General features: G+C 36.9%; 18 protein-coding genes and 1 pseudogene. 2 read left to right on the top strand and 17 right to left on the bottom strand.

Annotated elements, in window-relative coordinates:
• Positions 1 to 6 precede the first annotated feature (6 nt).
• The 4 genes from nadB to JEM65_RS08195 all read right to left on the bottom strand — a co-directional run bounded on the left by nadB (position 7) and on the right by JEM65_RS08195 (position 6306).
• The gene (gene nadB, locus JEM65_RS08210) at positions 7 to 1596 is read right to left on the bottom strand and encodes an L-aspartate oxidase (RefSeq protein ID WP_199598464.1); all 1590 of its coding nucleotides are present in this window, start codon (positions 1594 to 1596) and stop codon (positions 7 to 9) included.
• A gap of 1 nt (position 1597) precedes the next feature.
• The gene (gene nadA / locus JEM65_RS08205; RefSeq protein ID WP_199598463.1) at positions 1598 to 2524 is read right to left on the bottom strand and encodes a quinolinate synthase NadA; all 927 of its coding nucleotides are present in this window, start codon (positions 2522 to 2524) and stop codon (positions 1598 to 1600) included.
• Between the two features lie 227 nt (positions 2525 to 2751).
• Positions 2752 to 3849: a PepSY-associated TM helix domain-containing protein gene (locus JEM65_RS08200; protein ID WP_199598462.1), complete on the bottom strand. Its 1098-nt coding sequence runs from the start codon at positions 3847 to 3849 to the stop codon at positions 2752 to 2754.
• 72 nt (positions 3850 to 3921) lie between these two features.
• Complete coding sequence (locus JEM65_RS08195) at positions 3922 to 6306, bottom strand: TonB-dependent receptor (RefSeq protein WP_199598461.1); 2385 nt, start codon at positions 6304 to 6306, stop codon at positions 3922 to 3924.
• Positions 6307 to 6854: 548 nt separating this feature from the next.
• On the opposite strand from JEM65_RS08195, the gene JEM65_RS08190 reads away from it, so the two are divergent.
• Together JEM65_RS08190 and JEM65_RS08185 are read left to right on the top strand one after the other, a co-directional pair.
• Positions 6855 to 7859 (top strand): alpha/beta hydrolase, encoded by a 1005-nt coding sequence (locus JEM65_RS08190; RefSeq protein ID WP_199598460.1) that lies wholly within the window; start codon positions 6855 to 6857, stop codon positions 7857 to 7859.
• Between the two features lie 451 nt (positions 7860 to 8310).
• Positions 8311 to 8700, top strand: coding sequence for a hypothetical protein (locus JEM65_RS08185; protein ID WP_199598459.1), 390 nt, complete (start codon positions 8311 to 8313; stop codon positions 8698 to 8700).
• 440 nt (positions 8701 to 9140) lie between these two features.
• Here JEM65_RS08185 and JEM65_RS23545 read toward each other — a convergent pair.
• The 13 genes and pseudogenes from JEM65_RS23545 to JEM65_RS08125 all read right to left on the bottom strand — a co-directional run.
• Positions 9141 to 9367: pseudogene (locus JEM65_RS23545) on the bottom strand (IS91 family transposase); the annotation flags it as partial.
• A 200-nt stretch (positions 9368 to 9567) separates the two neighbouring features.
• Positions 9568 to 9873 carry a LacI family DNA-binding transcriptional regulator gene (locus JEM65_RS08180; protein ID WP_233530580.1) on the bottom strand — a complete coding sequence of 102 codons (306 nt, stop codon included), beginning with the start codon at positions 9871 to 9873 and terminating at the stop codon, positions 9568 to 9570.
• 5 nt (positions 9874 to 9878) lie between these two features.
• Positions 9879 to 10547 carry a bifunctional 4-hydroxy-2-oxoglutarate aldolase/2-dehydro-3-deoxy-phosphogluconate aldolase gene (locus JEM65_RS08175; RefSeq protein ID WP_199598458.1) on the bottom strand — a complete coding sequence of 223 codons (669 nt, stop codon included), beginning with the start codon at positions 10545 to 10547 and terminating at the stop codon, positions 9879 to 9881.
• Between the two features lies 1 nt (position 10548).
• Positions 10549 to 11775 (bottom strand): 6-phosphofructokinase, encoded by a 1227-nt coding sequence (locus JEM65_RS08170; protein WP_199598457.1) that lies wholly within the window; start codon positions 11773 to 11775, stop codon positions 10549 to 10551.
• Positions 11776 to 11808: 33 nt separating this feature from the next.
• Positions 11809 to 12831 carry a sugar kinase gene (locus JEM65_RS08165; protein WP_199598456.1) on the bottom strand — a complete coding sequence of 341 codons (1023 nt, stop codon included), beginning with the start codon at positions 12829 to 12831 and terminating at the stop codon, positions 11809 to 11811.
• 31 nt (positions 12832 to 12862) lie between these two features.
• The gene (locus JEM65_RS08160; RefSeq protein ID WP_199598455.1) at positions 12863 to 13618 is read right to left on the bottom strand and encodes an SDR family NAD(P)-dependent oxidoreductase; all 756 of its coding nucleotides are present in this window, start codon (positions 13616 to 13618) and stop codon (positions 12863 to 12865) included.
• A 25-nt stretch (positions 13619 to 13643) separates the two neighbouring features.
• Entirely contained in the window at positions 13644 to 14408 is a 765-nt protein-coding gene (locus JEM65_RS08155) for an SDR family NAD(P)-dependent oxidoreductase (protein ID WP_199598454.1), read from the bottom strand.
• A gap of 30 nt (positions 14409 to 14438) precedes the next feature.
• On the bottom strand, positions 14439 to 15740 hold the full coding sequence (locus JEM65_RS08150) for an MFS transporter (RefSeq protein ID WP_199598453.1): 1302 nt from the start codon (positions 15738 to 15740) through the stop codon (positions 14439 to 14441).
• A gap of 190 nt (positions 15741 to 15930) precedes the next feature.
• Positions 15931 to 16632: a FadR/GntR family transcriptional regulator gene (locus JEM65_RS08145; protein ID WP_199598452.1), complete on the bottom strand. Its 702-nt coding sequence runs from the start codon at positions 16630 to 16632 to the stop codon at positions 15931 to 15933.
• 260 nt (positions 16633 to 16892) lie between these two features.
• Positions 16893 to 18230 (bottom strand): RagB/SusD family nutrient uptake outer membrane protein, encoded by a 1338-nt coding sequence (locus tag JEM65_RS08140; protein WP_199598451.1) that lies wholly within the window; start codon positions 18228 to 18230, stop codon positions 16893 to 16895.
• 11 nt (positions 18231 to 18241) lie between these two features.
• Positions 18242 to 21436, bottom strand: coding sequence for a SusC/RagA family TonB-linked outer membrane protein (locus JEM65_RS08135; protein ID WP_199598450.1), 3195 nt, complete (start codon positions 21434 to 21436; stop codon positions 18242 to 18244).
• Positions 21437 to 21836: 400 nt separating this feature from the next.
• Positions 21837 to 22211, bottom strand: a complete 375-nt coding sequence (locus tag JEM65_RS08130) for a cupin domain-containing protein (RefSeq protein ID WP_199598449.1) — start codon at positions 22209 to 22211, stop codon at positions 21837 to 21839.
• Positions 22212 to 22321: 110 nt separating this feature from the next.
• A complete protein-coding gene (locus tag JEM65_RS08125) occupies positions 22322 to 24589 on the bottom strand; it encodes an alginate lyase family protein (protein ID WP_199598448.1) in 2268 nt (755 codons plus the stop codon).
• Positions 24590 to 24592: the final 3 nt, after the last annotated feature.

The following is a 24592-nucleotide window of genomic DNA, read 5'->3' as shown; positions in this document are numbered from 1 at the left end:
TAAAGACTATAACAGCTCTTTTATCAGACTATCTTTATCCGTTTGTACATTGTCCACATTGTAATACCCCCCTTTATTATGCTTTCGTTGCAAGGATTGGCCAATAATTAAATGTGCCACATTCACCATGTTTCTTAATTCACAGAGCTCAGTGTTGATTTTTACACTTCTATATAGTTCTTCAACCTCATTGTAAATGAGATCGAGATGCCTAACAGCCTTTGTTAAACGACTGTTGCTTCTTACAATGCCCACATAATCCCGCATTAGCGCCTGCAACCGTACGAGATTGTGTTGAATCAGAACATATTCCTTAGGGATGCTTGTGCCCTCATCATTCCAATCTGGGATGGCGGTGTAGAGAGAAACTGCCGGATGCGCAGCGTGATATTCAAATATATTATGGGCGTACACCAAAGCTTCCAATAAAGAGTTGGATGCCAGTCTATTGGCACCGTGCAATCCTGTTTGTGAGCACTCACCACAGGCAAATAGGTTGGCCACCGAAGTTTTACCGTTTTTATCCACAACAATACCCCCACATAGATAATGTGAAGCAGGCACAACAGGAATCCAATCCTTTTCTATAGCAATATTATGGTTTAAACATTCTTGATAAATATTCGGAAAATGGTTTTTAAAGACAGCAATGTCTAGATGGGTGCAGTCTAAAAAGACATGGGTATCCCCTGATTTTTTCAACTCGTTATCGATGCTTTGGGATACGATATCCCTTGAAGCCAATTCCGCTCTTTTGTCATAATCCGGCATAAATCTATGTCCGTTTTTATTTCTTAAAATGCCACCTAAACCCCTCACCGCTTCGGAAATCAAAAATGAGCTCCCCTCCTTATGAGTGTACAAGGCCGTGGGATGAAACTGTACAAACTCCATATCCTTAATTTCAGCTTTAGCCCTATAGGCCATTGCGATACCGTCTCCCGTTGCTATTATCGGATTTGTGGTATGGCCATATACCCTACCAATACCACCCGATGCCAACACCGTACGATCTGCTTTTATCGTAAGTATCGCTCCTGTCTTTTGATCCATTACATAAGCCCCGTAGCATGATATAGTTTTAGATTTGGGAACATTAAGATGATGTTCCGTAATCAGGTCCAATGCAAAATGATAGGATAAAACGGTAACATTAGGCAATGTATGAACTTGTTGCAGCAATGCCCGCTCTATCTCAAACCCGGTAATATCCTTATGATGCACGACACGGTATTCCGAGTGTCCGCCCTCGATTCCTAAATCGAGCTTGCCGGAAGCATTACTATCAAAATTGGCACCCCACAGCATTAATTCCTTGAGCCGTTTTGGACCTTCCTTTATGACCATTTCAACCACAGCGGCATCACACAATCCGTCACCTGCAACCAAGGTGTCCTGGATGTGTTTCTGAAAAGAATCTTCCTCTAAATCCAATACAACGGCAACACCGCCTTGGGCATATTTTGTGTTGGATTCCTGCTCATCTGACTTGGTGACTATAAGTACGTTCTTTTCAGGAAACCTCTGGGCAATCTTAATGGCATACGTCAACCCTGCCACTCCCGAACCTATCACAAGAAAATTTGTTTTGACCATTTTATTTAGATAATTCCAACATTTTTTGAATAGGTTGCAGTGCACGCAGCCTGATGTCCTCTTGAACTTCAATTTGTGGTGTTTCATTTAAGAGACAATCATAAATTTTTTGAAGGGTATTTACTTTCATAAACGCACATTCACTACAGGCGCAGGTGTTGTCTTCCTCTGCAGGTGCCGGAATAAGAAGGGTCGTCGGAACTTCCAGTTGCATTTTGTGTAATATCCCGGCTTCCGTGGCCACGATAAACTGTTCTTGGGGATGGCTTTTTACATAATTGATCATACCCGCAGTGGAACCAATATAGTTGGCAAGATCTAAAATATGGGCCTCTGATTCAGGATGGGCTATTATTTTTGATTCAGGATAGATCTTATAAAGCGCCAAGAGCTTATCTACAGAAAAAGCCTCGTGTACTACACAGGAACCATCCCAAAGTAAGAGGTCCCGTCCCGTTTGTTTACTGATGTAGCGGCCCAAATTTTTGTCGGGTGCAAAAATAATCGGCCTATCTTTAGGCACTGACTCCACTATTTTTAAAGCATTGGAAGAGGTACATACAATATCGCTCATTGCTTTTATTTCTGCAGAACAATTAATATAGGTAATCACCAGATGCTCTGGGTGTGCTTTTATGAATTTTGAAAATGCTTCGGGCGGACAGGAATCTGCCAATGAACACCCTGCATTGAGGTCGGGCAATAGTACTTTTTTAGTCGGATTTAGGATTTTTGCGGTTTCTGCCATAAAATGCACCCCAGCAAACACAATAATGGACGCATCGGTTTCAGCGGCTCTTTGTGAAAGCCCCAAGCTGTCCCCAACATAATCGGCGATTTCCTGTATGTCATCACGCTGGTAGTAATGTGCAAGAATTACAGCATTCTTTTCTTGCCTTAACGCGTTGATTCTCTGTTTTAAACTCATAAGATCGAAAGTGAATTTGAGTCGGAAAAAGTAACTATTCCATCGCTTCTAAAAAATGATAAAAGTCATAAAAAACTTTAAACATATTTTTTTATTCACTTGAAGACCAAAAAGTAACACTCGGTTTATTTTTTAATGCCCTTTAATATGGAGAGAGCTTAGGTTTTATAATAGGAAGACACCCAAAATAAAAACTACGGTGCCTTGAACCATATACAAAATATAGGTCAATTCTTTCTTTCTTTTTTGCCGTTGTTCTTTTTATAGGTTCTAAAATAGTAATATCTAAACCCCGTTATAAATAAAATTACGGGAACAAATCCAGAAATAAAAACTAAAATTCTTCCTAAAAGCCCTGTAATTTCTCCAGTATGGATGGGGTACATTTGTGCGACTATTTGTGCACTCAAAAGATCGCTTTCAAAAGAGGTCGTACTGCTGATTACGCCATTGTTCCCTAGTTTTAATTCCTTTGTTTTCCTAAGACCAGGAACAACTTTTCGCTCTTTTATATATCTAAATTGATAGGTGCCAGTTGAATTTTCGGGAAAGTAAATTGCTCGCAGTGCATAGTTTTCATCTGGATTGTTGAGTAAGGTCTTTACACTGAAATGGTCGTTTTCTTGAAGCAATGTATCCAGTTTACTGTTTGCTGCAAAACCATCCATCACTGTAAAACCCTTTTTATAGTAAGTGTTATAAGTAAAATACCCACCTGAAAAGGCCATAAAAGTTAATGGGACTAAAAAAAGAATTCCAAGTGTTTTATGAATGTCATAATTTAACTTTTTTTTATTTCGTTTCCATTTAATTTTGACACCTTTTCCAAAATTAGATCTGTATTTTTTCCACCATAGGAAGAGTCCAGAGGTCAGTAGAAAGAGAGAAAATAAAACAGCACTCCCGCCAACAATATATTTACCAACTTTTGGGACTCCAAGCGTGCGATGGATATTTAGTAAGTTCTCAAAAAAGGATATAGAAGCAGATTTTTGTCCTAAGACCATCCCGTTTTCAGGATGGTAATAAAGAGTTCGCCCATTAGTATAGACCACTGAAATTGTCTGCTGTTCTCGATAAGGGAGAAATAGCTTCACTACGGAGTCCTGATGCTTTTCATAAAGTGCAAAAGCAGTTTTTAATAGTGTTTCTTCAGAAACCATACCTATAGACTCTACCTGTAATAATTTTGGATTTAGGGCGGCAGCCAGCTCTGGCTGCCACACATACATTGCACCGGTTAAGCCTGAAATGGATACCAATATACCGCAAGACAACCCTAAATAAAGATGTATTTTTTTAACTATTTTTGATAAAGGCTTCAAGGAATTGGTTTGATTAGGTATGCATCCCGTTATTTATAAATGGCAGTCCATAAATAACTGCCATTAGTACATCTAAAAATTATAAGTCACACCCATACGGGCATTAGCCCCTTCTCCTACTGCAGTAAAAGTTCGTAATGGGGCTGCCCATTGTGATCTTGCAGGTAAATAATACGCGTTAAATAGGTTGTTTACACCTAGCGAGACATCAATATTATTCTTTATTTGGTATGTGGCCGTTAGATTGACCAATGTGTAACCTTCAACAGGAAACTCAGTGTGTCTAAAAGCATAGTTTCCATTGGCATCCTGAAACGGGTCAAAACGCTTTCGATCACTTAAATTGATCATGTGTAAGGTTGTACTGATCCTTTCGGTAGGCTTCCAGGTTACATAGGCGGTTAATTTGGGAGCAGAGATGACATCTCCACCCACATAACTTAAGTTGTTTTTATCGTCTTTTTCGTTTTTAAGCCCTTCTACATAAGAATAGGACGTTCCCAAAATTAATTTATTGTTAGCAAAAACATAGTCAACAGAAAGCTCGCCACCAAATATTTTTTGAGGTTGCACAGAAGGTACAAAAGAATTTAACGCATCATTAAATACGACTCCAGTACCTAAATTTGAGGTACTGTAGTACCCTACGGCCTCTATACGCAAATTATTGAATTTTGAAATAAATCCAAATTCATAATTGTTAGTCACTGCTGGTTCTAACTGAATATCATTAATATTTTCAGCGCTTGCAGACCGTAAAATGGAACCCAAATCAGCTATAGAAAACCCTTGGGAATAACTGACGTACGGAATAAATTCCTGATGTTCAATATATCTGACACCCATATTAAATGCAAGATTATTGAAGGCTAGCGCACCTCCTTGAACAAACACCGACGGGTTAAAGTTACCATCGCCCTTAGGCGAGTATGGTAAGGTGCTATAATCTACAATATCCATATGTAAATCATCGTATCGCAAACCTACTTTAAAAACCCATTTACTGTCTAGTTTCATGGTTGTCTGTACATAAGGAGCCACGCCCACAAGCTCAATATTTGGCACCCAAAGTCGTCCATCCAAGAGCCCCTGATTTGTTTTATCCCTTAATAGATCCAGGCCATAAATAAAGGATAGATCTATATTACCATAGGTATTGATTCTAGTATTGAAGTTAGGTCTCAAGCCATATTTTTCTGAATTGACCACAGACTGGCCTCCGTTTTCAAATTTATCAGAATAAAAGAAAATACTTTTGGCTTTGGAATAATAGATGTCAGTTTCAAAATCCGTTGTTCCAGAAAAAATGTCGTTTAAATTATATTTTAATCGTCCATTTGTCAATTCAGAACCTGTAGGCTGCTCTCCCGGGATTGAACCTTTAATACCGTAACCGGGCTCCAAGATATAATCTCCTTCCTCATTTAACACCTCTACGTCGGCGAAAACTGGAACAAAAGGAGAATCTTGTAGCGATTTGTAAAAGTTGCCGTTAAGAGTTAATTTTTGGTTTTCAGAAAGTAAATATTCCAATTTACCATAAGTGCTATAACTATTTGTATTGTCAAAACCGTAGGTTGGAAGAAGCGGAACCCCTTTCGCATCATATTTATTTCCGGTTTGTTCGACACTTCCACTCACGTAATAACTTAGTTTATCCAGTTGCCCAGTAAGAGATTGATAAGCCCCAAACCCTAATGCATCAGTAGCATCTGAAAGTTGGGAAGTGCCCCAAATATTGGTGGTCCCACTTATTTTTTTTGACGTATTTGGGTTTTTGGTGATATAGTTGATAAAGCCCCCACTGCCTCCGTTCCCGAAAATAGATGTAGCACCTTTTATGACTTCAACCCTACTGATATCATTAGAGTTGACACTTTTAATGCCCAATTGTCCGTTTCGTAGAGGGGTGGATTGAGGAATTCCATCCACCATCACCAATAAAGATCGGCCCCTTAAAGTTTGTCCCCAATTGGAAAACGTACCTGTACTTACGGCAAGCCCGGGAACCGTAAAGGCTAGGATATCATTGATATTAGAGGTGAGTTGCGCAAATTCTTTAAGTTTTACCGCATTTACAACGGTAACCGACGCAGGAATTTCTGAGAGGTATTCCGGTTGCCTACTGGCAGAAATGACGATCTGGTCCAGACTACCGTAATGCTCTTTTAAAGTCGAATTATAAGTTTCATTACCCTTAGAAGTGAATTTTAAGTTTTCGGTTGTGGTTTGGAAACCCAACATTCTTACTGTTACGGTCCATGTGCCTTCCGGAATATCCTGTAAGGTATAAAACCCATTAAAATCTGATGTGGTCCCTTTTTGTAATTCTTCCAGATATATGGTAGCGCCTGGGAGTGGTTCGTTCGATTCACTTCTAATTTGACCAGTTAATTGAGATTGGGAAAATGTATGGAGACTAAGGAATAGAAGACCCGACAGGAAAAAGTATTTCATTATTCTTATTTAGATTAGTTAAAAATAGAGGACAAATATAGATACTGAACTTTACCATGCCAAGAAAAATTTATATTTTTTTTATTTTTTAAAGATCCATTGGTTTTGTTTTCATCAGCGGACATCTGTTCATGAAAATTCCTAAAACGTTTGGCAAATATCCTTTTCAAACCTGCTCCCACTCCTATAGCGCTATAGTAGAGTCTCGTAGCGCGATAGAAAGCGGACTAGGTTTTAATGTCGCAGGTTGAAATAGCGTTTAACTGGTTGCCGGTACTTTACGCCAATGAGGGGCACGTAATGGACCTCAGAAACATTAGAATTATGTCCAAGAATTTTAGGGGAAGCACTTTGCTCGAAATAAACGGACAAGGGGCGGTACACTTGGGTAGCTTCTAAATTATCACTTAAGTGCTACCGCTTCAAACAAATTCAAAATCCGCTTGATTTTCAGTAAAATATAAAAGATAAATTGACCAGATGTTCGATATATCTTAAATTGGCAGGATAATGAACACATGTTTGTTATAACGTTGTTGACATTAATTATGAAAAAAGCATTGTTACTTATTTTATGGATTTCGACTTTTAAGATAAGTGGCCAAACTATATTGGAATACGAAAGAGAAATAAATGAAAAGGAAAATTATATTTATCAGGATATAGAGTTTGAAAATACCAATGAAAACATTAAACTTTCTGGAACTTTAATAACTCCTAAATCAAATTTTGACAAAGTAATCATAATCGTTTCAGGCAGCGGGAAAGACACACGTTATACTCATCCTAAACTAACTGAAAATTTTTTAAAAAACAATATTGCTGTTTACCGTTTCGACGAAAGAGGTATTGGCAAATCCGAGGGCGAATACACTCAAAAAGTTAGCCCACTAAAAAATGATTTGAATTTTTGCATACAGTATTTACGAAATATTGATGTGCTAAAACATAAAAAAATAGGGGTTTTAGGTCACAGTCTTGGAGGAATAGCGTCGATTGGGGTTTTTGAGTATGCTATCAAAGTTGACTTTCTAATTCAGATGTCTACTCATGTAAATCCAGGAGAATCATTTAAAAATAATGTTTCGAGATTAGACTTTTTCAAAAATAGAGACAAGACAATTGAAGAAACGGAAAAAATAATTGACACCTTCAATTACATTATACACAAATATGATGATTATTCAAAAATCCTAAAGGAGTGTGAAAAAGTGAGGAAAAAATTAAAATTTCCAAAATATATTTCAGATGCTTATTTATCTTCTCAATTTATTGATATTATAAAAACAGATACAGAGTTTTATTACAAAAACATAAAAATTCCTGTATTGTATATAATTGGAAATAAAGATGAAATTATTGATGCGAAATATGTAGTTATGAAACTTGAGGAATTTGACAATAGATTTATAACCGTCGAAGTTTTGGAAAATATGGATCCTTATTTAACTTTAAATAACGGAGAGTGGAGTAAATCAAATAAGAGTGAAATTAGGGAAATTGACAATATTGCAATGGACAAAATTATTAACTGGATTAACAAAAATAACTAATGCCAATAACTAAGAACTCGGCTCGCCGATTACTCCCTTCAGTCATGAGATCGCTTCGCTAAGTTGGCCAGATCTGCATTCTGTGTTGACGCATCCGGTTAATTTGCCGTCTATAGGCATAACAGCTTGTCCGCCTTTGGAGGAATAGATTTGGGTAGGGATTACTTTAGCCCCAATAAGCTCGGAGTGATATTTAGATTCCAAATTGATACATTTGAGATATGAACAATAAGAAATGAGCCTTGGATTCTTTACAGGAATCGGGTACATTTGAGAACGACAAACAGAAATGGCATGGGGTACATAGGTAATATATACGTTACTTTGTGTTATATATACATCTTTGTTGTAAACAAGGCAAAAAAAAGCCATTTTTGGTCAGCAATAATTGCTATACTAATTTTAATTATGAGTAAAGATGAACATAGGAAACAATTAAAGTCAAAATAAAATGAAAAACAAAAAACACAATTATAACGGAAAAAGTATTCTCTCAAGATGCAGCTCTATTCTTTTAATACTTGCTTTGATTTCTGTATTTTCCTGCGCGCCACTTCAATATTCATTCGATGCACGAGAAAATAGCAAATTTTCAACATTTGATAATCTGGGCATTGCTAAAGAAGATTTTATAAAACAATATGGTCAGCCTACGAACAAAGGACTATATCAGCAAACGCAAGCCAAAAAAGTAGAAAAATTGTACTACACAGAGAAGATTAAGGACTTTTTAGTTACCACGGAGTTTATTTTTGAAAACAATATTCTAAAACAAATGGAAAGAGTTGAAACAAGAAATAACTTTCAAGAAATCAGAGAGCATTTAGAAATGATAAAATGAAATAGAGCTACGACCTGAAGAATAGAAATTAATGTAAGTTCTGACCATAAAATCCGATTTACCACTCAAAAAGGTGATTTTTAAAGCAAATTTTTAGAGTTAGGGGAAGAACAGCGGACTGACAATCGCAACGTATTAAAAAACTAAACTGAGAAAAAAAGCCCAGTTTACAATAACTAAGGATTCGGCTCGCCGATAGGCTAGAGCTGACTCCTGTGTTGACGAATCCGGTTGATTTGCCGTCTATGGGTAAAACGTTAAGTTGAGGGAATGATAGTTGAAGTTGGGTTCTGATTGATGTAGACAAAACATACAAAACTTGCTTGTTTTCTAAGGTTTTCTGCCGCTTTTTAGTGATTTTGATTAACAATCTCTGGTTTTTATGGTTTAATTTTAAAATTAGGGCATAGCAGAGCCAGTCCGCATTTGCAGAATAATCTTTAGTTGCTTAGATTCAATTTCCTATTCTTTTAGTAAAACTCGCCAATTCTCGGGACGCCCACGATCATTGAACAGGAATCGTATGCAATCTCCCTTTTTTACAGATAGGGATAGGACACCAGCGGTGCAAAAGTGGCTGTATTCTTATTTCAGGTGCCATCTTTGCCGTGGCCAGTTCTGCCTGTAGTTTTGGCAACTTCTCTTTTTTCCAACTGCTGCTCAGAATTAAACTCACTCTACTGAAAAACCCATCCAAACTAATATTATTCAGAAATTCTACTTAGACTTGTATCCAAGTAGATACAATACATATGTTCTTTAGTGAGAAAACAACTGAATTTGACAAATGGCTGAAAAAGTTAAAAGACTTTTAGGCAAAGGCAAGAATCTTATTCCGAATTCAGAAATTAGAAACTGACGAACATTTTAGTGACTGTCAGTTAGTTTAGCCCCGAATAAGCTCGGAGTCATATTTTGAATCTCAGACAGAAGATCGCCATAAAACTGCTCGGAACTATGCGGAATAATGACAGCCAAGGTTTTTGTTTGCTGTTTACGCAGAGCAATGGCGTAATAATTCGGCACATAATTGTACTTTTTGGCAATATTTAAAATAGTTTCCCTAGTTTCAGTACTCATGTCTTTCTTATCATTAAGCGCTTTTGACACTGTAGAAACCGAATACCCTGAGAGTCTAGAAATTTTCTTAAGTGTGATTGCCGCTTGATGCATGAGTATTAACTTTTAATTTGCTTTATGCATTTTATGGAAAATGCCGTCAATCGTTCTATTTCGGCGTAATCGAAGTTGCCACTGCTATGCTTCACAATAAGTTTAGATCCTATCCCTACACAAGTAACCCCAGCATCAAACCATGAGGTCAAACTCTCCTTTGTTGGCGCAACGCCACCTGTAGGCATGATGCTTGTCCATGGACACGGCCCTTTCATTGCTTTCACATAACCTGGGCTATACGCATCACCAGGAAATAATTTAACAATTTCACAGCCCAATTCTTCCGCTTTGGCAATCTCGGTCAAGGTAGCACAACCAGGGGACCAGAGTACTTTGCGCCTATTACAGACCAATGCAATATCTTCCCTCAACACAGGAGTAACAATAAAATTGGCTCCTAGCTGCATATATAATGACGCAGCCGCTGCATCCGTAACAGACCCAATGCCCAACACCATTCCTGGAAGTTCTGCAATGGCATATTTGTTTAATTCTGCAAAGATCTCATAAGCAAAATCTCCTCGACTTGTAAATTCCAACAAACGTGCACCACCATCATAGCATGCCTTTAAAACTTTTTTACTTACCTCAACATCATCGTGGTAAAATAATGGCACTAAGCCAGTTTTCGCCATTACTGTTGCGACTTCAATTCTTGAATATTGTGCCATTTTATTTTTCTATTAGTATTTTATCAAAATCATAGTCTTCAGGATTTATATTAAAATCCTTTAATATTCCATAATCACTTGCTTTCAAATAATGTAGATTCTGAAAACATAAATGTGCAAATTCAGAATCTATTTCAACCAACCGGGGTCTAATTTTTCCTTCTTCATCCTGCAAATCGGTGAGATATAGAGGAAGTATTTCTCCTCGTGAATTTGCAGATACCAAACACCCACTTTTTCCTTCATCAAACAATTTTTTGACTCCAATCCCCAAAAGGGTACACAAAGTCAGGTCAAAACCGATGGGCCTGCAACAACGGAGCTCATAACCCAGTTCAATAGGTCGTGTTTTAACATCCAATCCTATTTCCTTCAGTCTGTTTTCAACCAGCACATTTAAAATATGGGATTTACTCACATTTCCCAATTCTGGATGGCCGTGTGAATCATAAGTGAAATTAATTCTGCTTTTGTCAAGTTCTGATTTTGATAAATTATGGAAAATACCCTCACTTATCATGGCTACACCATAATTGATATTTAATAGTTTTCTTTTAATTATTGATGAAATAACCAAGCGAACTACCTTATCCAAAGTTATTTCAGTCTTATTGAACATTTCAGGAATGACCATCATTGGAAAATGACAGCTTGCGGCAATTCCAAATGCCAAATGGCCTGCAGACCGTCCCATGGCCGACATCACAAACCAGTTTTGGCTGGTTCTTGCGTCTTCATAAGCCGTATTTCCTATTCTAACTCCCTCGTCTTTTGCAGAATGAAATCCAAAAGTCGGGTTTCTATCCGGTAACGGCAAATCGTTGTCAATGGTCTTGGGAACGTGGATATTGGAAATTAAAATGTTTTCCTTTTGTAAATATTGGGTAATTCTATTTGCGGTCGATGCTGTATCATCCCCTCCAATAGTAACTAATAATTTGACATTATAATCTTTAAAAATCTTCAAATTTAATTTTTCATCTTTAGGCTTAAAACGACTCATGATCAGCGTTGAACCACCTCTACTGAATATTCTATCGGCGTGAAAAAAATCAAATTCTTTTAGCTCTGGATTTTCAGTAAAAAGCCCTTTAAAGCCTTCGTGCAAACCTATAACACGATAACCATCATTTAGAAAAACCTTTGCAACAGTGCTTATAACAGAATTGATACCAGGTGCAGGACCACCACCGCATAAAATCAAAACTGATTTTTTATTTGTTGTCATTTGCTATTTGTTACAAAAGAAGATGATAATCACTTATCTCGACACTTTTCCTGAAGCATCTCCACTTATTAATTTTTCTATTTCATCAAGGGTTGTCAAATTAATATCCCCTGAAATGGTATGTTTTAAACAACATGCAGCTACGGCAATATCCAAAGCTCTTTTTTTGTCATTGGAATCATTAACTAATCCGTAAATCAATCCACCCATAAAGGCATCACCACTTCCAACGCGATCAACTACGGGAGTGACGTCTTTAATATCAGCAGTTAACAAGCGTTTACCATCATATAAAACACCTCCAATTTGTTGGTGTGATGCACTAATAGAATATCTTAATGTGGTTGCTGCAGTATTCAGATTTGGGCAAATTTCAAACAATTTATCATATAAAACCGGAAGTGATTTTTCATCTTGATAATTTGGGTTGACTTTATCCTGTCCAAGCATAAAAAATGCGGTGTCAAGATCGCCAAGGATGACATTGCTGTATTTCAGCAGTTCTGGCATGACCTCTTTTGGCGATTTTCCATATTGCCATAATTTTGATCTATAATTCAAATCTGATGAGATCGTAATCCCTAATTCATGAGCTGCTTTTACAGCCTCCAAACATTCTTGTGCGGCTGATTCTGATATGGCAGGTGTAATTCCACTCCAATGAAACCAAGTGGCATCTTTCAATACAGCTTTCCAATCTATTGCTCCCTTTTGAATGGTGGCCATAGAACTATTGGCTCTATCATAAACGACATTGCTTCCTCGAGTACCTGCACCGGTTTCAAGATAATAAATGCCCAAACGGTCGCCGCCATAAATGACATTAGTAGTTTCCACATTAAACTTGCGCATTTCTTTTAAGGCACAAGCACCAATTTCATTATCAGGAAGACGTGTTACAAACGCTGTGGGAATACCATAATTAGCTAGAGAAACAGCGACGTTAAATTCGCCACCGCCATAAGACGCTGCAAAGAAATTTGCTTGAGAAAAACGCAAATGCCGTTCTGTTGATAACCGCAACATAATTTCTCCAAAGGTGACTACTTTACCCATATTTCTTACTTTTATGAACTATAATCATAATTTAACTAAACGCAAGTCCTCCGTTGATATCCACGTTGTTTCCTGTGATAAACGAAGCTTCGTCTGAACATAAATACGCCACCAAATCAGCAACTTCAGCAGCTTTACCTTCTCTTTTTAAAGGTGTACCTGCGGCCACTTTAGTACGAATTTCATCTTTAGTAAAATCATCATGAAATTTAGTTCCTATCAAACCAGGGCAGATTGCGTTAACCCGAATGCCCTTAGGCCCAAGTTCTTTTGCCATTGCTCTGGTAAAGGTCGTTACCGCTCCTTTAGAAGATGCGTATAATGAAGATCCACCTCCACCACCATCTCTTGATGCTTGAGATGAAAGATTGACGATTGAGCTTCCTTTACCCATTAAAGGTTCAAATGCTTGCATTACAAAAACAGTAGATTTAAAGTTGACATCCATAACTAAGTTATAAAATGACCCATCTAACTCTTGTAAGGTTTTACGGGCAAAAAGACCACCGGCATTATTAACCAGAATATCGACTTTATCTCCAAATGCTTCAACCGTTTTTGCCTTTAAATTTTTAATGTGATCTAATTTAGAGACATCTGCCTTAACTGCAATAGCTTCACCTCCAAAAGCTTTTATTTCAGCTACAGTTTCATGAGCTCCAGCTTCAGAACTATTGTAGTTGACAACTACTTTAGCACCTTCTTTTGCAAGTCTAATAGAAATTGCTCTACCAATATCTCTTGAACCTCCCGTTACAACGGCAACTTTTCCTTTAAATTTATTCATTTCTTCTTTTATTAAAATTGTAATATTAGATACCTAAAGCTTGTCCACCACCAATTTGGATAGTTTCAGCCGTTATAAAAGATGCATCCTTACTTGCTAAAAATGACACAACACCAGCTACATCTTCTGGTTGACCCAATCTTCCCAACATGATATTATCTGCCCAAGACGCAAAAACTTCTGGCTTGGTTGCTTTAATTTGGGCGTGAAAAGGTGTGTCAATAGTCCCTGGAGATACTGCATTTACTCTAATGCCGTATTCAGCTAAATCTTTTGCTAAGGCTCTAGTAATGGCATGCACACCAGCTTTAGAGGTTGCATATACTCCTGCTCCCGGTCCACCTGCGGTCCATCCTGCATTTGAAGTGTAGTTAATAATAGAAGGATGATCACCCTTTTTTAGAAACGGTATCGCAGCTCTTGAAGCAAAAAACACAGAGTCAAGGTTAAGCGCCATGACAGATCTATAAAATTCAGTGGTCATTTCTTCAAATCTTGATCTTCCGCCTAATCCACCAGCGTTGTTAACGAGCACATCAATTTTGCCATATTTTTCTCCAATCTTTTTGATGTTTGACGTTACCTGTTTCTCATCTGTCACATCAAAACCATAATACTCGGCGGTAATTCCTTCTTTCTTAAGTTCCTTTAACCTTTCAGCACCAGCAGCATCGTCAATACCGTTCAATACTACCGTGTAGCCATCTTTTCCTAATCTTTTTGCGACTTCAAAACCTATACCGCCTGTTGCGCCTGTTACTACTGCTACTTTTTCTTTTGAATTGCTCATCTTTAATAATTTTTTAAATTTATAATTATGCTATACTTTTTTAATCATAGGTTTAACTTTCGGAATAAATATCCACACACTAGCCAACGCTAAAATAGCTAACGCAGCTCCGATAATAAATGCTGGAGTATAGTTTCCTCCGCTCGTTAACCATGGCACTAGATACGTTAGACCGGCTGCGGTAAGTTTAGCCGCCATACCAGAGAATCCTGCTAATGTCCCTACGGTTTTTCCACTAAAAAGATCACTAGGTAAAGTCTGAATATTTCCAATCGCTGTTTGGAATCCAAACAAGATCACTGCCATGATAATAACTGCTGTCGTTGGACCACCCGGACTTGCCATTGCCAACAATGCTGGTAACATAATTAAGCATCCTAGGGTAATGACCATTTTTCGAGTTTTGTTAACACTCCAACCCGCCTTTAATCTATTCTGTGCTAATAGTCCTCCAAACCAAGCCCCCAACATAGCCCCTGCATATGGTACCCAACCATAAAGGCCAATAGATTTCACATCCATACCGTAGACTTCATTTAAATAAATGGGTATCCAAAAAACAAATAACCACCATATTGGATCAATAGCTGCTGATGCTAGAATTACACCCCAACTTTGTTTATGACCAAGGAGTTCTTTAGTGTTTGGATTATATTCCTGATCTTCGATTCCATCGCCGTCAAAATCTTCATTTTTTTGGCCTGTTAAAATATATTCCCTTTCTTTATCTGTAATCCAAGGATGTTTTTTAGGCGGCGCTTTTACTAAAATCCACCATGGTATCAACCAAAGCAAACCTGCTAGACCAATCAAGATGAATATAGATTTCCAGCTAAAATAGATGGTTAAAAATGCAATTAATGGAATGGAAATAATGCCTCCTATTGCAGCCCCAGAGTTAAAAATCCCTTGTGCGAGAGCACGTTCTTTGGTTGGAAACCACTCCGCATTACCTTTAGTAGCTCCTGGCCAGTTACCAGCTTCCGCAACACCTAATATGGCGCGGAATATACCAAAGCTTAAAACCCCTTGAGCTAAAGCATGTAACGCAGTGGCAATGGACCAAACGCCAATAGAAAGTACAAATCCTATTCGGGTACCTACCCAATCGAATATTTTACCGAATATCGCTTGCCCAAAAGCATAAGAAAATACGAAAATGATTGAAATAAGAGCGTAAATGGACTTGGTCTCATCGGCTGAATGTCCAGGGTACAGTTCCTTAGCGATTTCTGGCCAAAGAACACTTAATGATGTACGATCGATATAATTAATTACAGTAGCAATAGCGATCAACGCCACTACCCACCATCTTAAATTTTTAACTTTCATAATTTTTTCGATTTAAAACAAAATCTTCCTGTGTCACCATTAACCATTAATGTGACAGAACTATTTTTTATCTATAAAAGTGAGCTGATTACCTCATAATTTCGGATGAAATTATTTATGAATCTACTTACTTCCCTCCATTTTACCCAATGAAAACACAAGCGTGCATTTATACTTTCATTCTAATTTTTTAAATATTGTAACAATACTTATAAAGTTCTCTAAAGTGATCTTTCATCTTTTGTTTTGCTATTTCTGGATCTTGATTTTTTATCGCCTCAAAAATGGCCTCATGCTCCTTAATACCAATTACCCGTACATTTATATCACAAACATGGTGTTTTTCAAAATTTGTGATAATCTCTGGTGTAATAGTAAGCATAAACGTATTCATGGTACTATTCCCACAAGCTTTTGCAATCGCTAAATGAAACAACAAATCTTCCTGCACAGCATTTTCTCCATTGAGAACTTTTTTGGTGTAAGCATCCAATGCCTCCCTCATTTGAATTAAATCTTCGGGCGTTCTTCTCTTTGCTGCAAGTCTGACTGTTTTTAACTCTAATAAAATCCTTGTTTCAACCAGAGATTTAAAATCTGGCTTTTCTAAACGCAAAATATCTTCAATCATGCCATTAAGTGCTATGATACCAATATTTGCAACAAAAGTGCCGCTTTGGGGAATGGATTTCAAAAGTCCATATAGCTCTAATTTTTGGATTGCTTCCCTTACGTTACCTCGTGATACCCCAAATTTTTCTGAGAGACTTCTCTCAGAGGGCAACTTATCACCAGGCTCTAAGTTTTTATGATTTATAAAATCTCTTATTTTAGAAATAATATCCTTTGCTATCTTTTCGTTATCGCCTTTTGTAGGTATGTCTAATTTCATATACTAATTTTAATGATTTAATCAAAATTACACAATTGGTTAACCAGAATGGCTGTTAAAAATTTTAAAAAAACTTTAATTTTTTTTCCTTTGCTAGTTTTACTAATCTATAAAGATCAGTAAAACTCAACAAAGGCATTAATTTGGACTAACTCAAATAATCTAATGATTTACTTTTAATCCGTAATAGTTCACTTTGACAAAAGCACCTTTATCTTTCGAGTGAAAATAATCACGCGTTTTTATGAGCTGACTTGACTCTAGTAACCAGGATTTTGTGTAATTACCCCATTAGTTGCAAGAATTTCTGAATTTGGAATTGGAAACACATAATAATTACTATTAACTGTTTCACCCATTGCAGCATCAACTGCACCAGTTCTCACCAAATCAAACCATCTGTGACCTTCCATGGCTAACTCTACTCTTCTTTCATTAGCAATAGCTGTTCTAACATCAGCTTGAGTCGTTGCGGTGCCCGTTAAACTATTTAAACCTGCTCTCATTCTTATTGGATCTAATAAAGTAAGTACAGTTGCTGCAGGCGTGCCAGTTTCATTAAGTGCTTCTGCATACAATAGAATCACATCTGATAATCTCATTTCTATAAAGTCCTGATCAAGACCTCCTGTATATTTCACACCTCTTCTATTAGCCACATCAATAGATAGTGCTTTTCTTAAATCTGGACCTCCACCAGCAGCACTACTAGCATCAAAAGCAGCAGTTAAGCGTGGATCTAAAGGGGTAAGCGTTTTTGTATCAGCGCCACCAAACCATCCTACGAACGTAGAAGCAGAAGTAGAACCATCTGCATTTGGAATAGAAGCTGCAATTTGAGTAGCAAATATAATTTCTGAACTTACATCCGTTACAACGTTTGCAAAATCGGCTTCTAAGGTTATCCCTGCAGCAGCAGCTCCGTTTACAACAGCTGCAAACTCTGTTACCCCACTAGTATAATCACCTCTGTGCATATATACTTTACCAAGAAATGCTCGTGCAGCAATTTGAGATGCGCGCCCAGATGCTAATCCAGAATTAGTTAAACCGGCTATGGCGTCTTTAAAGTCAGGAATAATTACGTCATTATAAACGTCATTCGCTGGCTGTCTCACTAAAATTGAAGTATCGGAGATGCTTGGTGAAGGTGATAAATTAATTGTAACATCACCAAAAACCAATACAAGCTTGAAGTAAGATAAAGCTCTTAAAAATTTAGCCTCAGCTACTTGCGTAGCGTTCATTGAATTATCAATAACATTATTTGCACTTAAAATTGACTTGTACAAATTACTATAAACCGGGCTAAAAAATGCTCCAGACATATCCCCTCCTTCTAAATCCGCATTATACGTATCCATTGTGGTAAACGGGCTTTCAATCATTAACATATTGTCAGCTCTAAAATCGCCCATAACCAATTGTGGCATTGCAACCCCAGTATGATAGTAATATGCTGCATTCAAAACGGGTGCATAATCCTCTATATTACTTGCTTCCAAATCTAAAGCAGGTGATTGATCCAAATCATTGTCGCACGCTGTTACCAGCACAAAGGACACTATTGCTACGTATATAAATCTTATATTTTTCATCTGTTTCTCAATTAAAAATTAACATTAAGGCCAAACGTAAAACTTCTAACAATCGGGCTCGCACCTTCTTGATATCCATAAGTTGTTGGACCCGCATAACCATTATTTTCGGTCTCTATACCTTCAGGGTTAAATGATGTGTAGTCTTTACCCATGATATATAATAAATTAGTAGCGGCAAGATAAACTCTCATAGAACCAATACCGGCTTTACTGATGAAATCTGAATCAAGTGTATACCCTAAAGTAATATTTCTTAATGCAACGTAAGAGGCGTCTTGAACAAATCCGCCATGTACGTTTCTTGATTCTAAATAATGTAGACCGTTAGCATCAGCAATGCCATCATTATTAGCATCAAAATTTGGTCCTGTAGCGTCGCGGAATAATGATTGCCAGTAAATTGGATCAATATTATATACTTCCGCTCCTTGCGATCCTTGGAATTGAAATGATAAATCAAAAGCTTTATAGTTTAAATTACTTGACAATCCCCAATAAAAATCTGGAGTTGCTGATCCTAATTTAACATAATCATCCTCGTAAGTAATTTCACCATCTCCATTTTGATCTACCACATAATGAACGCCACTTCCATATCCAACATTTCTAGTTGGATCTGCAATGTATATGGACTCAACTTGGCCTGCGCTTTCATAGCCCCACATTTCACCAAGTTCTCCGCCAACATAATTTCTAAACTCAGCACCTCTATCTGCGGGTCCACCGTAAATTTGACGAGGTAATTCATCTAAATCACCTAGGCTAGTGATTTCTGAATTAACCGTAGATAAATTAGCACTCACACTCCAAGAAAAACCATCGTTTTGTATAATATTTGCATTTAGCTCAAACTCTAGACCAGAACTTGTAATATCACCACGGTTAAGTCTCACTTGAGGTGTACCAAGAACCTCGGAAACACTTTGATTAATCAACATATCCTCAACATCCGAAGTATAATAATCTACACTAAATCTGTATCGATTATTTAAAAATCCTGTATCAAGACCGTAGTTAGTTTCCTTGTTCGTTTGCCAGGTTAAATCCGGATTTGCAACATCATCCGGGATTAAGAACCCTGGTCCAAAAGCAGTTGGCGTAGTACCTAAAATACTTAAGGCACTGTATGATCCTAAATCTGAAGACGTCCCCAAAGAACCCATACTAAATCTGGGCTTTAAAAGACTTATAACATTGTTATCTTCTAAAAATGATTCATTATGAATATTCCAACCTATAGATACTGCTGGAAATACGGCGTATCTCTCATTTGCTCCAAAACGTGAATCCCCATCTCTTCTAATGGAAGCCGATACTAAATAACGATCATCAAACGCATAAGCTAACCGTCCAAAAACACCTCTTCTAGCCTGCTTTTCTTCAATTCTGCGAGAAATAACGTCTTCAGCCCCAAAATAAGAGTAGTTTAAAGGCAAGCCAACTTGCACATTTGATCCAAGCGATGACAATCCATTAAACTTAGTGTTTACAAACTCCAAACCAATAACAGCGGAGATATCATGCTTATCAGCAATCACTTTTGCATAATCTAAAGTAGTGGTACTTAATATGGTAGATTTTTTGATATTTGATATGTCCAAATCAGTTTGATTGGAACGTTGTTGACCATCTGTTAATATACCACGATAGTAGTACTCATTCACATCACGTGAATCTGCCCCAAAAATGGTTTTTACATTTAAACCATCTAAAATTTCGTATTGTACGTAAGTGCTAACATTTCCATAAAGGGTTTTCTTATACCTTTTTGAATTGTCGAATTTGGCACCTACACCTGCATCACCTGTTCCTCCAATACCATTAAGATTTCTACCATACTGCCAATCGTGAACAACGTCACCTGGTTGCAAATCATAGATGCTTTGTGGATCTAAACCTAAAGATTTATCGCCTCTATAGTCTTGGTCAAAAGAGCGACCGAAATTGTTTGCTGTATACCCTGAATTGAATAATGCTTGTCTTTTAATATCCAATTGTTGAACAAAATCAATAGACGCTTGTGTATGGTATATAGGACTAATACTATACGCTCTTAAAAGATCCCTCATTTCCCATGGTACAATATCCTGATTACCATAAAATCCATTCATACTGATTCCTGCCTTAAATTTATCATTTAAAGTAGCATCAATATTCACACGTCCATTATATCTTTCGTAACCTTGCCCTTTAACAATACCTTCAGTATCTAAATATCCAATTGAAGCAAACGCTTTTATATTGTCTGATCCACCACTCATACTAAAATCGTGGCTCGTACTGCTCCCTGACTTAAAAAGCCAATCTTCCATACTAACTACATCTGGTGCATTTGCATAGGCATCCAATCTATATTGTAACAATCGTGGATCAGTTTGAGTAAGATCATAAGCCCCTGATTGTAAATCTTCTGCCCACTCTCCAGCAGTCTTAAGCATTTCAATATCTTTTACATACTTTCTTGAAATACTTGTGTAGGCATTATAACTAAAATTAAGTTTACCTGATTTCCCTTTTTTAGTAGTCACCAAGATAACACCATTTGCACCCAAAGAACCATAAATGGCAGCAGAAGCAGCATCTTTTAATACTTCCAAGCTTTCTATATCGTTAGGATTAACCGTTGCTAAATTTCCTGAAATTGGAAACCCATCAACAACAATTAGCGGATCTGAATTACTCGAAAGTGATGACCCTGATCTAATTTGAATCTTTAAATCTGAACCAGGTTCCCCACTCTGATTTTGAATGTTAACTCCAGGTAGTTTCCCTGCCAATGCTTCATCCACACGCGCAGCCTGTACTGCTGCAACCTCATCTCCTCCTATTTTAGCTATCGCTCCAGTAAGATGTGATTTTTTTCGAGTACCGTAACCTACAACGACTACTTCATCTAATTTGGCAGCATCTTCAGCCAATGACACGTTTAACTCACTTTGATTTGTAACAGTAATTTCTTGAGTTGTGTACCCTACATAAGAAAAACTCAACACATCTCCGGACGTCACCTCTATTTGGTAGGCGCCGTCAAAGTCAGTACTGGTTCCTCTGGTGGTGTTTTTAATAAGAACATTTACTCCTGGTATTGGCTGAGAATCAGCACCGGAAACAACGGTACCTTTCAGCGTAAAGCCATCCTGAGCAAATAGCGAGACATTGAATATCGCAAAAAGCAACAATGTCAATTTAATTTTTGGATTCATAATTCGTTTTGTTTTTGTTTAAAGTGTATATGGATAAACCACGCTAATTCACTCTATCAAAACACGGACATAGTACAATAATTTTTGTACTTTTGCCAAGCGTGTCATCATAAAGTTGACATGTCATAAAACTACTTCCCTCCAAAGAAGTATTTATTTAGAAAGGATAGGCGTGCACCTGTCCTTTTTTTTATGCCTTAAAATCAACCTGATAAAATTGGTTTACCAGATTGGTTTACCAAATATATATTAAATAATTGTTAATTACAACGTTTTCGTAAATTATATATGTTAAAAAAGTAAATGTTTAGGTTAATATAGCAAATGTGTAATCAGCCTGTAAGAGTTTTATTACTATTTCATAAGGTCTTCACGGATAGGACTATCAGTTTTTTTCTTATCACTGTTTATCTCCAAAATAAGATACCTTACCTCCACTTAAGAAATCTTCTCTTACAGGACTAAATGTGTCAATTAGCATCCCTTCTTCCAAACAAACTGCACTATGCAATAAATTAGGTTCAATATATACTCCATCTCCTGCTTCTACAATTTTCTTTTCTCCATTAATTTCAAATTCAAATTTACCTGAAACACAATAGGTAGCTTGCGTGTGAAAATGTTGATGTGGGGCACCTAATGCTCCTTTCTCAAATTTTACTTTTACCATCATGATTTGGTTATCGTAACCTAAGAACTTTCTTGATACTCCTCCGCCAAGTTCTTCCCATTGTATTTCTTTTGTGATGACGTACTTTTCGCTAAATCTTTTCATATGTTTATATTTATTATTTTTTAATGGTCATATGCTGTTCGCTATAAACCATTCCGATGAATGATGAAATTTCGAACTAGCTCGTTTCATAATTTTTAATTAATTTGTTTTTATTTGAAATAATAAGCACCTGACCATTGGTAATTATTATCATTGATTTTTAAGTTATGTGTTGCTTCTTTTGAAGCGTTTGTATTAGCCGTTATAAATAGTTTTGTGTTTCCGTTGACATTGGTTATTGCAATTGCCGTGTAATCTTCTGTTTCTAAAATCACTTTTAAGTCTGTGATACTACTGTTAGAGTTTACAGCGAATTCAGACACTGGGCTATAACCGCCATGTGCTTCAATGGCTGAAACAAAAAGTGTGTTTTTGGTGTCTTTGCGTCTCAACATTAATGCTGCATCACGTCGCAGATTAAATTCTGGATCGTTTGCTCCGATTCTTGTGAATACTATTTCGTCGCCCGTATTGGTAACAGAAGTCAGGGTGTAGAATTTACCTTCATTTAACCATGACAACTTACTGTTTTCACTTTCTGCCTTTGTAGAACCTTCAAGATATAAATGTTGATATCCATTATCAGTTCCCAAAGCTTTTAGAGTTTCTGGTGTGTTGTACTTAAAATTGGTTTTAAGTAATTGACCCATAAAATAATACGGAAAATCGTATTGATTGGCTTCATTGGATGTTACCTTCATAATATCCAACAGATATGGTTTTTCGAAATCTTCGTCTTTAATTAGCACCATTGTGCGAAGCATTTCTGTTCCAGGATATGCGTTTGCTTCTTTTGCACTTACAACCTGAACGTTTTCATTTTCAAAAGAAAAATAATTTAAAACGGAATGATATTGACTTCCTATATCATATTTTGCATTAAAATGAGAGGTTTCATTTTGTGTTACTGTATTATGAGCAATGGTTTGTTTTGCCCAAGTTTTGTTTTCTTTTAAATAGTTTCCTCCACCTTTTTGTTCGATATTTACAAAGCGCGCCAATCCGTAATCTTGAATGATTTCTTCGCCTTTTTCGTATAAGGAAAATGATAATTTATCATAATGCCCATGACTGGATCCTTGTGCAGCATACTTAAAAACAAGTTCTAGGTCTTCATTTCTTAATATTGCAACACCACCTTCTGACCCATCAGCACCATCGGATAAATTAATTGATTTCTTAACGAACGGTTTTTCGTTTCCATTTTTGATACCCAGTGCTACAGAAAATCCGGAATCATCTAACAACACTTTATCTTGTTGTTTTGCGATACTTAATAAACCAAGATCCCGATTTCCATAATGATAGGCTATATCTACCGCTGTCACTAGTTCTCTAGAATAATAAGACATCCCTTTTTGACCATCATTTAGCGGAAAAAACTCCCCATCTGCATCAGATAAAGTTAATAATGCATTTACAGATTTTAAAAGCACACCATCTTTAAATTCAAAAATCTTTAAGTCTGGTCTTACATTTTGCAAGCCTTCAGCAAATATCAAAAATGGATACATCGCATATCTTTGATAATAGGGTCCTTCAGTATAATACCCATCAGGTGAAAACGGTTGTTCTACATTAGCCAAAAAACCAGCTTTTCCATCTTTATTGATATAGCCTCCATCATCATCTTTAGCGGTTTTGTCTATTTCAAGACCTTTAATCCCATATAAAGCACGTTGTATTAATTCTTCATCATCCATGACCAAACCAATCATTCCAACAGCGGCATTCCCCCAAGTACTATGGTTGTGCACTCTGTTGTAAAATTGCGGATTTCCTACAGAAATAAAATCGGCAAATGGTCTAAAAAGATTTTTTTCTAGTTTGTTCCGTTCTTTTTCCGTTAAATAATTATAAATACAATCGTACGCTTGACTCACATAGACCAACCAATTAGAATCGTTCAAACACTGCCAGAACAATTTACCTCTCGCATACGATCTTGGTTTTGGATGCAATGGTAATGTTTTGTACATTTCCTCATATTGCATCAACATATCTTTGACATACTTCGCATATTTTTCGTCATCCAGAATTTGATATAAAACTCCTGCTTTTTGTAAGATTAAGAAATTTTGTTTGTGACGTTCATGTGTGTAACCACCGGAATAATCTACTGGAATGGGTGTCTCTATTCCTAAAGCAATCTCGGCGTCAACTTCTGCTTTAGTTTCTGCTAAAGACGCATCAAAAATTGGAATCGTTCCCAATGCTGACCTTATTTCAGAAACACCCTTTTTTGTCAGAATCAAATTTGGATGTTCTTTTGAATTTGATTTCTTTCCTTTAGACAGTGATTTTGATTGTGCATGGCTAGGAGACGTCGCCATAGCTAGAACCAGAAAAATCAGTAGGATGTTGTTTTTTATAAACATGCT

It is taken from the genome of Gelidibacter salicanalis, assembly GCF_016469035.1.
GTDB classification, from domain to species: Bacteria; Bacteroidota; Bacteroidia; order Flavobacteriales; family Flavobacteriaceae; genus Gelidibacter; species Gelidibacter salicanalis_A.
This window is presented reverse-complemented; position numbering and strand designations above follow the sequence as displayed.